This is a genomic window from Mycobacterium interjectum, assembly GCF_900078675.2.
GTDB lineage: Bacteria > Actinomycetota > Actinomycetes > Mycobacteriales > Mycobacteriaceae > Mycobacterium > Mycobacterium interjectum.
This window is the reverse complement of record NZ_LT546237.1, coordinates 1429407-1442134: the sequence shown is the minus strand read 5'-3', so window position 1 is coordinate 1442134 and position 12728 is coordinate 1429407. Positions and strand designations below refer to the sequence as shown.

The window sequence follows — 12728 nt, the reverse complement described above, 5'->3', positions numbered from 1 at the left end:
CGCCCGAGGCCGGCAACGCGATCAGCGCGGCATCCAGCGCCCCCTCTCGCAGCAGCCGCAGCAGCCGTTCGGTTTGGTCCTCGATCACCCGCAGGGTCACCGACGGCAGCTGCTCGGCCAGGCCGGCCAGCACCGTCGGCAGCACGTAGGGCGCCACGGTCGGTATCAGTCCCAGCCGCACGCCGGCCCGCAGCGGGTCGGATGCGCCCGCGGCGGCGGTGGTGAACGCGTCTACGGCCTCGACCACGGCCAGCGCCCGCGGCAACAGTTGCGCGCCCTCCGCCGTCAAGAAGACACGCCGCGTCGACCTTTCGAAAAGCTGCGTGCCGAGGCCGGCCTCCAGCGCCGCCAGCGCCTGCGACAACGTCGACTGGCTTACCCCGAGAGTCGTTGCGGCGCTGCTGAAATGCTGCTTTTCCGCCACCGCGACGAACGCGCGAAGCCCGGCGACGGTCGGCTGATAGCTCTTATCGGACATGGCTATAAGTATAGTGTGATATATCACCTTTACTTCAAACGGGCCGGGCGGCATCATGGGGACAGACGGCTAATCTTGAGTGATTCCAAATAAGGAGTGAGATGTCCCTGCTGACAATCGGCGACCAATTCCCCGCCTACCAGCTCACCGCGCTGATCGGTGGCGATCTGTCGAAGGTCGACGCCAAGCAGCCCGGCGATTACTTCACGACCATCACCAACGAGGACCACCCCGGCAAGTGGCGCGTGGTTTTCTTCTGGCCCAAGGACTTTACCTTCGTGTGCCCGACGGAGATCGCGGCGTTCGGCAAGCTCAACGACGAGTTCTCCGACCGCGACGCCCAGATCCTCGGTGTCTCGGTCGACAGCGAGTTCGTGCACTTCCAGTGGCGCGCGCAGCACGAGGACCTGAAGAAGTTGCCGTTCCCGATGCTCTCGGACATCAAGCGGGAGCTCGCACTGGCGACCGGCGTGCTCAACGACGAGGGCGTTGCGGACCGGGTGACCTTCCTGGTCGATCCAAATAACGAAATCCAATTCGTCTCGGCGACCGCCGGATCCGTGGGGCGTAATGTCGACGAGGTGCTGCGCGTCCTTGACGCACTGCAATCCGACGAGCTGTGCGCCTGCAACTGGCGCAAGGGCGACCCGACCATCGACGCCGGCGAGCTGCTCAAGGCTTCCGCCTAGGAGGGGGACATGAGCGTAGAAAACCTCAAGGCCGCGCTGCCCGAGTACGCCAAGGACCTCAAGCTCAACCTGGGCTCGATCACCCGCAGCACCGAGCTGAACGAAGAGCAGCTGTGGGGCACCCTGCTGGCCGGCGCCGCGGCCACGCGGAATGCCCAGGTGCTGGCCGAGATTGGCGCCGAGGCGGCCGACTACCTGTCGGCCGAGGCGTATCAGGCGGCATTGGGAGCCGCCTGCATCATGGCCATGAACAATGTGTTCTACCGCGGCCGCGGCTTCCTCGACGGTTCCTACGACGACCTGCGGGCCGGCCTGCGGATGAACATCATCGCCAATCCGGGCGTGGCGAAGGCGAATTTCGAGCTGTGGTGCTTTGCGGTCTCGTCGATCAACGGGTGCCCGGACTGCGTGACCGCGCACGAACACACGCTGCGCGAGGCGGGGGTGAGCCGGGAGACCATCAACGAGGCACTCAAGGCTGCGGCGATCGTTTCCGGTGTGGCACAGGCGATCGTGACCACTCAGACCCCGGCCGCCGTCGGCTGATCGCGGTGACGGCGCCGGCCTGGGTAGCACACGCCCTCTGGTGGCAGGTCTATCCGCTGGGGTTCGTCGGCGCGTTTCCCGCGCCGCAGTCGTCTGAGCCGCCGCAGCCAAGCCAACACCGGCTGCGGCGGCTCGTCGATTGGTTCGACCACGCCATCGCGCTGGGGGCCTCCGGGATCGCCCTGGGGCCGATCTTCGCCTCGCGCACCCACGGTTACGACACCACCGACCACTACCGCATCGATCCGCGGCTCGGGGACGACGCCGACTTCGATTACCTTGTGGCCGAGGCCCATCGCCGCGGTCTGCGCGTGCTGCTCGACGGCGTATTCAACCATGTCGGCGTGGATTTCGCGCGCTATCGCGAGGCGCCGGACGATGAGGCGTCGGCGCGCTGGTTTCGCGGTCGCCCGGGTCGCTTCGACACGTTCGAGGGCCACTCGGAGCTCATCACGCTCAACCACGACAACCCCGAGGTCATCGACTACACGGTGGACGTGATGGCCCACTGGCTTGGGCGCGGCGCCGACGGGTGGCGTTTGGACGCGGCCTACATTGTGCCGCAGCAATTCTGGGCCGCGACGTTACCGAGGGTGCGCGAGCGACACCCGGACGCCTGGTTCGTCGGCGAGCTCATTCACGGCGACTACGCCGCGGTCGTCGAGGCGGCGACGTTTGACTCGGCGACCCAATACGAGCTGTGGAAGGCGATCTGGAGCGGCCTCAACGACGGCAACTTCTTCGAGCTGGACTGGGCGCTGCAGCGGCACAACGCGTTTCTGACCAGCTTCGCCCCCATGACGTTCATCGGCAACCACGACGTCACCCGCATCGCCAGCCGGCTGGAGCGGCCCGAGCATGTGGCCCACGCGCTGGTGATTCTGCTGACCGTCGGGGGTGTGCCCAGCGTGTACGCCGGCGACGAGCTCGGCTTCCGCGGTGTCAAGGAGGATCGGTACGGCGGTGACGACGCGGTACGACCCGAGTTCGGCTCCCCCCCGATGGAACTGGACGGGTTCGGCACCGAAATGTGGGCGCTGCACCAGTTCCTGGTCGGTTTGCGCCGTCGCCACCCGTGGTTGCATGCGGCGTCGACCACCGCGGTGCGGCTGCAAAATCGCCACTACGTCTACGAGACCCGCAGCGGCGACAACGCGCTGCTGGTCGCGCTCAACATCGACGACGAGCCGCTGCGCCTGGTGCTCTCGGAGTTCGGCGCGCCGCGCGGCCAGGTTCTCGGCGGGTCGGCGGCGCCGCCGCAGGAGGTCGTGGACACGGTGGTGGTCGAACCTCATGGCTGGCGAATTTTAGGTCTCGCGTAGCCGGGCGAGCGTCAGCTCGTCGTGCCGGCCGCCGTAGTAGCTATCGAGCAGCGCGACGAAGTCGTCGTTGTCCTCGGTCGCGCGGGCGAACAGTGTCATCGATGAGCGCAGCTTGAGGTCGTCGGGGGAACCGAAGATGTCCGCTGCGGAACGGTCCCGGACGTCGTTGACCAGCCGGGTGCACTCGCGCAGTCGGGGCCCGAGCAGCTCGTGCCGCAGGTAGGCCCGCGCCTCCTCGAGCGAGGAGATGCCGTAGTGGACCGCCGTCGGGCTGCTGCCCAGGCCGCGAAGTTGCGGAAAGACGAACCACATCCAGTGGCTGCGTTTTCGCCCGCCGCGCAGCTCCTCGACCACGCTGTCGTACACCGGGGCCTGGGCATCGACGAAGCGTTTCAGGTCGAAGGGGTCGCTCGCCATACGGCTACGGTTGCACAGTATGGAATTTAAAAGACGGGAGGCCGTCAAACGACGAGTGCCCAAAGTGCGTGACCTCGCGCCGCTGCTCCAGTTCAAACGGCCGCAGTTCAACGCGACCAAGCGCCGCCTCGACGCCGCGTTCACCATCGAAGACCTGCGGCGCATCGCCAAACGCCGCACGCCCCGGGCCGCGTTCGACTACACCGACGGGGCCGCCGAGGATGAGCTGTCCATCCAGCGGGCCCGAGAGGCCTTCCGCGACATCGAGTTTCACCCGACGATCCTGCGCGACGTCTCCCAAGTGACCGCCGGATGGAACGTCCTGGGCCAGCCCGTCGTCCTGCCGTTCGGGATCGCGCCGACGGGATTCACCCGGTTGATGCACACCGAGGGCGAGATCGCCGGCGCGAGGGCGGCCGCCAAAGCGGGGATCCCGTTCTCGCTGTCTACCCTGGGCACTACCGCGATCGAAGACCTGGTCACCGCTGTCCCCCAGGGCCGCAAGTGGTTTCAGCTGTACATGTGGCGCGACCGCGAGCGGTCGATGGCGCTGGTGCAGCGCGCGGCCGCCGCGGGCTTCGACACGCTGTTGGCCACCGTCGACGTCCCGGTCGCCGGCGCGCGGCTGCGCGACAACCGCAACGGGATGACCATCCCGCCGACGCTGACCCTGCGCACCGTCCTGGACGCGGTGCCCCACCCAAAGTGGTGGTTCGACCTGCTGACCACCGAGCCGCTGGCCTTCGCGTCGCTGGATCGCTGGTCGGGCACCGTCGGCGAGTATCTCAGCACCATGTTCGACCCCAGCCTCACCTTCGACGACCTGGAATGGGTCAAGGCCCGATGGCCCGGCAAGCTGGTGGTCAAAGGGATCCAGACGCTCGAGGACGCCCGCGCCGTCGTCGACCGCGGTGTCGACGGCATCGTGCTGTCCAATCACGGTGGGCGCCAACTGGATCGGGCCCCGGTGCCCTTCCACCTGTTGCCCGCGGTGGCGCGCGAACTGGGCAAGCACACCGAGATCCTGGTGGACACCGGCATCATGTCCGGCGCCGACATCGTGGCGGCGATCGCGCTGGGGGCCCGGTGCACGCTGATCGGCCGGGCCTACCTCTACGGGCTGATGGCCGGTGGTGAGGCGGGCGTGACGCGTGCGATCGAAATCCTGCAGGGCGGGGTGCTGCGGACGATGGGACTGCTCGGCGTCACCTGCCTCGAGGAGCTCTCCCCCAAGCACGTGACCCAGCTGCGCCGGCTGGGGCCCGTGCAGTAGCGCTACTGCAGGCGGGCGACCTGCTCGGTGCGGTTGCGCACCAGGTCGTTGAAGGCCTGGCCCGGTCCGATGTGTTCGAAGAGCTGCGGCGGGTAGTGGGTGACGTACATGGTCCGGCGGCCGCCGGCGCCGGTCGGCCGCGGTGAGGCGTGCATCAGGTCCTGGACGTGAACTGTGACGTCGCCGGGTGCGGTGTCGATGCTCACGACCGGTACCTGCTGCAGCCGCCGTTCCCACCGGTAATGAATGGCCTGACCGTGGCTGCCGGGAACGACCTGCAGATTGCCGGTCGACGAATCCGAGCCCGTGAGTTGGATGCCGACGCTGACCGCGGGGCACATGATGCCGTGGCCGCCCATGCCGCAATCCTGATGCCAGGGGATGTTGGACAGCCCGCTGGTGTTGCCCGGCGCTTTGAGCAGCACCGCGCTGCCTTCCATCCGATCGGGGGCCGCGCGCAGGGCGCGGTCGGTCAGAGTGCCGAGCCGGCGCACCCGGGGATCGTTTTCCAGGGCGGCCAGAACCGGCGAGCGCAACGTCGCGTAGACCAGGCGGCACAGCACGGTGCTGCCGTCCTCGGCGGTGGCCCACCACGATCGGTCGTCGCCGGGGCGGGCTTGCGCCGCAAGGCGGTCGACCTCGCGGTTGGCGGCCCGCATCTCCTCGGGCGCGAAGACCTCCTTGACGTGCAGGTAGCCCATCGTCTGTAGCTGTGCCGCCAGCTCGTCGTCGCCGGCGTCGAGCGTGAAGACGGCGCGTGGGTCGCGCCCCTGCAGGTCGGCCCGGGCGGGGTCGTACGGCGGGATGCCGGCGTGGAGATACCGCAGCACCGGATCCCAGTCGGCCAGCCGCTCGAATCCTCCCCGCTCGAAGACGAGGTCGTTGCTGAGCAACAGGTTGATGACCGTGCGGACCTGGTCGACCATGTCGTCCCACGCCGGCCGGGACAGGCGCACCACGACGTCGGCATGCGTCGCGTGTCCGTCCTCGACGCGAATCGCCGAGCCGTCGACGGCGTAGGTGACTGCGGCGTCGTCGACGAGGAACGTGATCGCCCCGGCAACCAGCTCTCTGGCCGCGGCTTCGAGGATGCCCGGGTCGACGGGGCTCGCGACCGGACGGGACAGTGCCACGCACCGATTATGCGCGCAGCGAATCCCCGCCGGGGAACAAACCAGTACCGGGCTGGGTTAAGCGCATCAGACTCAACTTTTGGAGGATTGATGGCTGAAGGCAAGTCAGTGCCTGTGTTGTTCACCGGCACGATCGTGTTGCCCGGGATGGTGGTGCCGATCGAGCTGGACGACGCCGCGCGGGCGGCGATCGACGCCGCGCAGGCCAGCGAGTCCGGGGAACTGCTGATCGCGCCCCGGCTGGACGACCGATACGCGACGCACGGCGTGATCGCCAAGATCTTGCAGGTCGGGCGGATCGCCGGCGGTGGGACCGCCGCCGTCGTGCGCGGTGAGCGCCGGGCCCACATCGGGGCGGGCGCTTCCGGGGCGGGGGCCGCGCTGTGGGTCGAGGTGACCGAGGTTCCCGAGCCCGAGGCGACCGACGAGGTCAAGGCCCTGGCGGCCGAGTACAAGAAGCTGCTGCTGGCGATGCTGCAGCGGCGCGAGGCCTGGCAGATCGTCGACTACGTCAACAGCCTGACCGATCCGTCGGCGCTGGCCGACACGTCGGGGTACGCGTCATACCTGACCGATGTGCAAAAGCGCGAGCTGCTGGAGACCGTCGATGTCGCCGAGCGGCTGCGCGTGTTGATCGACTGGACCAGCTCGCATTTGGCCGAGGTGGAGGTCAACGACAAGATCGCCGAAGACGTGCGGGAGGGCATGGAGAAGACGCAGAAGGAGTTCCTGCTGCGTCAGCAACTGGCCGCTATCCGCAAGGAGCTGGGCGAGGGTGAGCCGGACGGATCCGATGACTACCGGGCCCGCGTCGAGGAGGCCGACCTGCCCGAGAAGGCGCGCGAGGCCGCGTTGCGCGAGGTCGGCAAGCTGGAACGCGCCAGCGACCAGAGTCCGGAATCCGGCTGGATTCGTACCTGGCTGGACACCGTGCTGGACCTGCCGTGGAACGTCAAGACCGAGGATTCGACGGACCTGAAGGCCGCGCGGGAGATCCTGGACGCCGACCACCACGGGCTACAGGACGTCAAGGACCGCATCGTCGAATATCTGGCCGTGCGTTCCCGTCGCGCCCAGCGCGGGCTGCAGGTCGTCGGCGGCCGCGGCTCCGGCGCGGTGATGGTGCTGGCTGGTCCCCCCGGGGTCGGCAAGACGTCGCTGGGCGAGAGCGTGGCCCGCGCGCTGGGCCGCAAGTTCGTGCGCGTCGCCCTGGGCGGCGTGCGCGACGAGGCCGAGATCCGGGGGCACCGGCGCACCTACGTGGGCGCCCTGCCGGGCCGGATCGTGCGGGCCATCGGCGAGGCGGGATCGATGAATCCCGTGGTGTTGCTGGACGAGATCGACAAGGTGGGTTCCGACTACCGTGGCGACCCGAGCGCAGCGCTGCTCGAGGTGCTCGACCCGGCGCAGAACCACACGTTCCGCGACCACTACCTGGATTTGGACCTGGACCTGTCCGATGTGGTGTTCCTGGCCACCGCCAACGTGATCGAGAACATCCCGTCGGCGTTGCTGGACCGCATGGAGCTGGTGGCTATCGACGGCTACACCGAGGACGACAAGGTGGCCATCGCCCGCGATTACCTGCTGCCGCGGCAACAGGAGCGGGCCGCGCTGAGCGCCGACGAGGTCAGCGTCACCGAAGCGGCGCTGCGCAAGATCGCGGCCGACTACACCCGCGAGCCGGGCGTGCGGCAGTTCGAGCGGCTGCTGGCCCAGGCGCTGCGCAAGGTGACCACCAAGCTGGCGGAGAATCCCGAGCCGATCACCGTCGACGAGCCGGATCTGGTGGACTACCTCGGCCGTCCGCGGTTCACGCCGGAGTCGGCCGAACGCACCGCGGTGCCCGGCGTGGCGACCGGCCTGGCCGTCACCGGCCTGGGTGGCGACGTGCTCTACATCGAGGCCGGCGCTACCGATGGTGAGCCGGGCTTGCAGTTGACCGGTCAGCTGGGTGACGTGATGAAGGAGTCGGCGCAGATCGCGCTGTCCTACGTGCGCTCGCACGCCGCCGAGTTGGGCGTCGACCCCAAGTCGCTCGACAGGCGCATCCACGTGCACGTGCCCGCCGGCGCGGTGCCCAAGGACGGCCCGTCGGCCGGTGTCACGATGGTGACCGCCCTGGTGTCGATGGCGACCGGGCGCCAGGTGCGTTCCGACGTCGGGATGACCGGCGAGGTGACGCTGAACGGCCGGGTGCTGCCGATTGGCGGCGTGAAGCAGAAGCTGTTGGCCGCCCAACGCGCGGGCCTGTCAACGGTTTTCATTCCGCAGCGCAACGAGCCGGATCTGGACGACGTGCCCGCCGAGGTGCTCGACGCCCTGGAGGTGCGGCCGATGACCGACGTCGCCGAGATCGTCGCTCAGGCGCTGGAACCGGTTTCGCAGGCGGTGACGGCGGCGGCCTAGTCCCAAGCCGCGAACGTGACGCTGCCGTCACGTTCGGGGCTTGAGTTCTAGGGGTGGTTGCAACACTTCGTGATTTCGGGAGTGTTGATGGCTAGTTATGGGGTCGCGGTTTCGGTTGAGCGCAGGTTCTGGCGGTTAATTGGTGCGGGAATGACACCCACCGATGCTGGGCCGATGCTTGGCGTGTCGGGAAGCTGCGCGCGGCAATGGTTTCGGGATCGTGGCGGGGTGAACCCTCAGTTAACGGATCCGGTCGGACGGCTGCGGCCGCGGCTGAGCATTGCCGAACGCGAAATCATCATGGTCGGGGTGGCCGCGAAGAAGTCGATTCGGGCGATCGCCATGGAGTTGGGGCGCCATCCCTCCACGGTGATGCGCGAAATCGCGATCAATGGTGGAGGACGTGGGTCCACTGGCCGGTATCGACGGTTGCACCGGTTCGGGGCCAACCGCGGCGGCTGGGATGCTGTGGTGAGCTATCAGGCTCATATCGCGCAAGCCCGCAGCCAGGCGCGGGCACGTCGCCCCAAAATGGGCAAGATTGGGCGTTGTGAGCCGTTGCGTGCTGTTGTCGAACAACGGCTCAACGACAAACACAGTCCTCGCCAGATCGCCGGTGTGCTGGCCCGGACATTTCCTGATGATCCGGAGATGCGGGTCCACACGCCGGGCGATCTGGCGCGGACCAAGGCTCTGATGACGCTGACCGCACGACTCGACGCCGTGCAGGTGGGCGCCCACGTCCGTCATGTGATCGTCGAGATGATCAGCGAGCTCGCTGAGGTCAACCAACGTATCCATGATCTCGACGCCATGATCAAAGAGCTCGTCAGCCCCCTCGCGCCCAACTTGCTGGCAATCACCGGGATCAGCCATAACTCTGCGGCGGTGTTGCTCGCCGAAATCGGTGACATCACACGGTTTTCAAGCTCGGCCAAACTGGCCCGCTACACCGGCTGCGCTCCAATCCCGGTCTATTCGTCCGACGAGGAACGTCACCGCCTTCACCGGGGAGGGAACCGCCGCCTCAACAGCGTCCTCTACACCGCCGCCATCGTGCAGAAGCGCTTCAGTCCGGCCGCCCAACACCTCATCGCACGCCAGGAGCCCGTGAAGGGCGCCCGTGGCGCCAGACGTATCCTCAAACGCCACCTTGTCGATGTGATCTACCGAGCTATGCACACTGATCAAGCTTCCTGGCAGCACCAGATCACCAGATACCAACCGCTCGCGTTGACATAGAAGCATCAACGGCCTACTACGCCAATACTTCCCCAAGGGCACCGACTTATCGATCTACAGCAGCGACTACCTGGACTACGTCGCCCTGCAACTCAACAATCGGCCACGGGAACGCTTCGGATTCGACACACCAGCCCAAATCCTCAACCGACTACTGTCAAACCCGACAACAACCACTGTTGCAACCAAACCCTGAATTCACCCCCCGAGCGTGACAGTGGGGTCACGCTCGGCGTTAACTGTGCCGCGCGGCTTCCTGCACCAGCTGAACGCGGGAAGTCAGGCCGAGCTTGGTGAGGACATGCCACAGGTGGGCCTGAACGGTCCGCGGGGAGCAGTGGGGCGTCAACACGTCCGCGGGTTTGCGGGCGTACCCGCCCGCGGGCGGTGCGGGAGGCCAGGTGAACGGCGACCCCGGCACGCCCGAACCCCCCCGCCAAACCGGTACGTACCCGCCGGGCCGCGGTAGCCGCCCCCACGGGGGCGGCTGTCTCGGTTGCGCGTGACATCGGCGGAAGGGTCGGCGTTGAATAACGGCATGAATCTGAAACGGCGATTCGTGCACAGAGTTCAACGGCTTGTCGTCAACCCGGTGGGCCGGCAGTTGCCGGTGACCATGCTCGAAACCACGGGCCGCAAGAGCGGGCAGCCGCGCCGGACGGCGGTCGGCGGAAGCGTGGTGGACAACCAGTTCTGGATGGTCTCCGAACACGGCGACCACTCGGACTACGTCTACAACATCAAGGCCAATCCGGCGGTGCGGGTGCGCATCAATGGCCAGTGGCGCAGCGGCACCGCGCATCTGCTGCCCGACGACGACCCGCGACAGCGGCTGCGGAGCCTCCCGCGGCTCAACAGCGCGGGCGTGCGGACGATGGGGACCGACCTGCTGACGATCCGGGTCGATCTGGACTGATGACCCATGGCCTACGACGAAGACCTCGCGAACCGGATCCGCGAACTGCTCGGCTCCGAGCGGGGCGTCGAGGAAAAGCGCATGTTCGGGGGCCTGGCTTTCCTGATCAACGGCAACATGTCCGTGGCCGCCAGTGGCCAGGGCGGGCTGCTGGTACGCGTCCCGCCGGACGACAGCGACAAGCTGCTGGCGCGGGATCACGTGAGCCCGATGGTGATGGCGGGACGGGAGGCCCGCGGCTGGATACGCATCGACGCCGGCGGGCTGCGAACCAAACGCCTGTTGCAGGGCTGGGTCACCCGGGGCGTCGGCTATGCCAGGAGCCTGCCCCCGAAATGACCGCGCTCGGTTAGCTGCAACGAGGTCCGGGTAAGCGGTGCGGTATGGACAGGCGCGAGCAACTTGTGCGGCGGCTGCTCAAGGTCGCCGGGACGACCTACGCGGCCGAGGCCGGCATCAAGATCAGCGACAAGCCGATGCCGCTGTTCCAGTTGCTGGTGCTGGTCATGCTGGCCAGTAAGCCGATCGATGCCGCCATCGCCATGCGCGCCGCGCACGAACTCTTCAAGGCGGGCCTGCGCACACCGAAAGCCGTGCTGGCGGCTGACAGGCAGACGATGATCAGCGCGTTCGGCCGCGCCCACTACGTGCGCTACGACGAAAGCTCGGCCACCCGCCTGACCGACATGGCCGAGTTCGTGTGCGACGAATACGCCGGCGATCTGCGCGGCATCGCCGAACGCAGCCGGCACGATGTGGCCGCGGCGAAACGGATGCTGAAGGCATTCAAGGGAATTGGCGACACCGGTGCCGATATCTATCTGCGTGAGGTGCAGGACGTCTGGACCTGGGTGCGGCCGCACTTCGACGACCGCGCCATCGCGGCCGCAAAGCAATTGGGTCTGCCCACACAGCCGGCGAGGCTGGGAGCCCTTGCGCCGCATGCCAATGCGCGACTGGCGGCCGCGCTGGTGCGGGCGGCGCTCGACGACGAGGTGCGCCGGCGGGTGGCCGCTTGACCGTACGGATCGGCACATCGGGATGGTCCTACAACCACTGGGCGGATGTGCTCTACCCGCCCGGCCTGCCGTCCGCGCGCCGGTTGGCCCGCTACATCGAGGTTTTCGACACCGTCGAACTGAACGCCAGTTTCTATCGGTGGCCCAAGGAATCGACCTTCGCCGGATGGCGCGGCCAGCTTCCCGACGGGTTCAAGATGTCGGTCAAGGCGCATCGCGGGCTGACGCACTACCGCCGGCTCTCCTCCCCCGAACCCTGGATCGAGCGGTTCGAACGCTGCTGGCAGCTGCTGGGCGATCGGGCCGGGGTGCTGCTGGTCCAATTGCACCCCGGGCAACAGCGCGACGACGCGCGCCTGGACGGGTTCCTGGCGCTCGTGCCGGAGGCGATCCGGGTGGCCGTCGAGTTGCGGCATCCATCTTGGAACGACCCCGCCGTGTACGAGCTGCTGGAACGACGACGGGCCGCGTACGTGGTGATGAGCGGCGCCGGACTGGCATGCGTTCCGCGGGCCACCACCGACCTGGTGTATGTCCGGATGCACGGCCCGGATCAGGACGCGATCTACGCCGGCTGCTACTCGGACGACCAGCTGCGGCAGTGGGCCGACCGGATCGCCGAATGGGACGGCGACGGCAGGGACGTGTGGATGTACTTCAACAACGACCTCGGCGGGCACGCCGTGCGTAACGCGCTCTATCTGCGCGGGCTGTTGGGTTGACCCGGGTCAGGCGCCGCCGACCGGGTCGACCGCGGTCCACGCCCCGTCGATGACGTCGGGCGGGCGCTGCGCCTGCAAGCGGTCCCGTTCGGCGCGTCGGCGCTTGATCCGCAACCGGGCGTCGGCCGGCATGGTGACCAGTTCGTCACAGGTCAGGTAGTAGACATCGTCGACGGCGTCGAACAGATCCGCCTCGACCCGACGAGACCCTAACTCCCGCAAGGTCATCCGCAGTTCGTGGGTGAACCGGATGGTGCCGTCGTGGGCCAGCTCCCGCGACGCGCGGGCGTTGTCGGCCATTCTTCGTGCCAATGTCGAGGCCTGCGCCGGCTCGGTCGGCGTGGCGGTGGCCGCTGGGGTCTCGTCGGCGTCGGCCACCTCGGCGGCCGCCATGAGCAACATCGCCGGATTGTCGCTGAACACCCGGCCGGCCAGCTCGGCTTCACCGGGCCCGCGGTGCCCGATCCGGGCGACGGCGGCATCGAGAGCGCCGGCGGTGTCGGGCGACAGCGCGCGGATGCTGCCGACGTTGCCCTCGGCGGCCAGCGCCCGCAGCGGCGGG

At 67.9% G+C, this 12728-nt stretch carries 13 protein-coding genes and 3 pseudogenes; 11 read left to right on the top strand and 5 right to left on the bottom strand.

Going from position 1 to position 12728, the window contains the following annotated elements; translation table 11 throughout:
* Positions 1–478 (bottom strand): LysR family transcriptional regulator (locus BN4348_RS41115; protein WP_142308801.1); only part of this gene is annotated, 478 nt, incomplete at its 3' end.
* A 101-nt stretch (positions 479–579) separates the two neighbouring features.
* Here BN4348_RS41115 and BN4348_RS41110 point away from each other — a divergent pair.
* Genes BN4348_RS41110 through BN4348_RS41100 form a run of 3 tightly spaced genes read left to right on the top strand, consistent with a single transcriptional unit; the run spans position 580 to position 3035 of the window.
* Positions 580–1167: a peroxiredoxin gene (locus BN4348_RS41110; protein WP_066912660.1), complete on the top strand. Its 588-nt coding sequence runs from the start codon at positions 580–582 to the stop codon at positions 1165–1167.
* A 9-nt stretch (positions 1168–1176) separates the two neighbouring features.
* Positions 1177–1713, top strand: coding sequence for an alkyl hydroperoxide reductase (locus BN4348_RS41105; protein ID WP_066912658.1), 537 nt, complete (start codon positions 1177–1179; stop codon positions 1711–1713).
* A 5-nt stretch (positions 1714–1718) separates the two neighbouring features.
* Positions 1719–3035 carry an alpha-amylase family protein gene (locus BN4348_RS41100; protein ID WP_066912656.1) on the top strand — a complete coding sequence of 439 codons (1317 nt, stop codon included), beginning with the start codon at positions 1719–1721 and terminating at the stop codon, positions 3033–3035.
* Here the strand turns inward: BN4348_RS41100 and BN4348_RS41095 are convergent.
* A complete protein-coding gene (locus BN4348_RS41095) occupies positions 3021–3452 on the bottom strand; it encodes a DUF1810 domain-containing protein (RefSeq protein ID WP_066912654.1) in 432 nt (143 codons plus the stop codon). The genes BN4348_RS41100 and BN4348_RS41095 overlap by 15 nt on opposite strands.
* A gap of 19 nt (positions 3453–3471) precedes the next feature.
* Between BN4348_RS41095 and BN4348_RS41090 the strand changes: the two genes are divergently transcribed.
* Entirely contained in the window at positions 3472–4725 is a 1254-nt protein-coding gene (locus tag BN4348_RS41090) for an alpha-hydroxy acid oxidase (RefSeq protein ID WP_066912652.1), read from the top strand.
* Between the two features lie 2 nt (positions 4726–4727).
* Here the strand turns inward: BN4348_RS41090 and BN4348_RS41085 are convergent, their stop codons facing one another.
* Positions 4728–5858 carry a phytanoyl-CoA dioxygenase family protein gene (locus BN4348_RS41085; RefSeq protein ID WP_066912650.1) on the bottom strand — a complete coding sequence of 377 codons (1131 nt, stop codon included), beginning with the start codon at positions 5856–5858 and terminating at the stop codon, positions 4728–4730.
* A 90-nt stretch (positions 5859–5948) separates the two neighbouring features.
* On the opposite strand from BN4348_RS41085, the gene lon reads away from it, so the two are divergent.
* The 3 genes and pseudogenes from lon to BN4348_RS61375 all read left to right on the top strand — a co-directional run.
* Positions 5949–8267, top strand: a complete 2319-nt coding sequence (gene lon, locus BN4348_RS41080; protein WP_066912648.1) for an endopeptidase La — start codon at positions 5949–5951, stop codon at positions 8265–8267.
* Positions 8268–8417: 150 nt separating this feature from the next.
* Positions 8418–9509 (top strand): transposase, encoded by a 1092-nt coding sequence (locus tag BN4348_RS41075; RefSeq protein WP_160040422.1) that lies wholly within the window; start codon positions 8418–8420, stop codon positions 9507–9509.
* A pseudogene (locus BN4348_RS61375) lies at positions 9505–9705 on the top strand (IS30 family transposase); the annotation flags it as partial. The gene BN4348_RS41075 and the pseudogene BN4348_RS61375, both read left to right, overlap by 5 nt.
* 39 nt (positions 9706–9744) lie before the next feature.
* On the opposite strand, the pseudogene BN4348_RS41070 reads toward BN4348_RS61375, so the two are convergent.
* Positions 9745–9843: pseudogene (locus BN4348_RS41070) on the bottom strand (LuxR C-terminal-related transcriptional regulator); the annotation flags it as partial.
* 192 nt (positions 9844–10035) lie between these two features.
* Here BN4348_RS41070 and BN4348_RS41065 point away from each other — a divergent pair.
* From BN4348_RS41065 to BN4348_RS41050, 4 genes are read left to right on the top strand one after another with little or no spacing between them, the layout of a single operon-like run.
* Positions 10036–10425: a nitroreductase family deazaflavin-dependent oxidoreductase gene (locus BN4348_RS41065; RefSeq protein WP_096866135.1), complete on the top strand. Its 390-nt coding sequence runs from the start codon at positions 10036–10038 to the stop codon at positions 10423–10425.
* Between the two features lie 6 nt (positions 10426–10431).
* Positions 10432–10764, top strand: coding sequence for a TfoX/Sxy family protein (locus BN4348_RS41060; RefSeq protein WP_066912645.1), 333 nt, complete (start codon positions 10432–10434; stop codon positions 10762–10764).
* 44 nt (positions 10765–10808) lie between these two features.
* Positions 10809–11444: an HhH-GDP family DNA glycosylase gene (locus BN4348_RS41055; RefSeq protein WP_066912643.1), complete on the top strand. Its 636-nt coding sequence runs from the start codon at positions 10809–10811 to the stop codon at positions 11442–11444.
* On the top strand, positions 11441–12166 hold the full coding sequence (locus tag BN4348_RS41050; RefSeq protein ID WP_066912641.1) for a DUF72 domain-containing protein: 726 nt from the start codon (positions 11441–11443) through the stop codon (positions 12164–12166). The genes BN4348_RS41055 and BN4348_RS41050 overlap by 4 nt, the downstream gene beginning before the upstream one ends.
* 6 nt (positions 12167–12172) lie before the next feature.
* Here the strand turns inward: BN4348_RS41050 and BN4348_RS61370 are convergent.
* A pseudogene (locus tag BN4348_RS61370) lies at positions 12173–12728 on the bottom strand (hypothetical protein); the annotation flags it as partial.

Coding starts and splice junctions, on each gene's coding strand:
- BN4348_RS41110 (WP_066912660.1), top strand. CDS start 580: ATGTCCCTGCTGACAATCGGCGACCAATTCCCCGCCTACCAGCTCACC.
- BN4348_RS41105 (WP_066912658.1), top strand. CDS start 1,177: ATGAGCGTAGAAAACCTCAAGGCCGCGCTGCCCGAGTACGCCAAGGAC.
- BN4348_RS41095 (WP_066912654.1), bottom strand. CDS start 3,452: ATGGCGAGCGACCCCTTCGACCTGAAACGCTTCGTCGATGCCCAGGCC.
- BN4348_RS41090 (WP_066912652.1), top strand. CDS start 3,472: ATGGAATTTAAAAGACGGGAGGCCGTCAAACGACGAGTGCCCAAAGTG.
- lon (WP_066912648.1), top strand. CDS start 5,949: ATGGCTGAAGGCAAGTCAGTGCCTGTGTTGTTCACCGGCACGATCGTG.
- BN4348_RS41075 (WP_160040422.1), top strand. CDS start 8,418: ATGACACCCACCGATGCTGGGCCGATGCTTGGCGTGTCGGGAAGCTGC.
- BN4348_RS41060 (WP_066912645.1), top strand. CDS start 10,432: ATGGCCTACGACGAAGACCTCGCGAACCGGATCCGCGAACTGCTCGGC.
- BN4348_RS41055 (WP_066912643.1), top strand. CDS start 10,809: ATGGACAGGCGCGAGCAACTTGTGCGGCGGCTGCTCAAGGTCGCCGGG.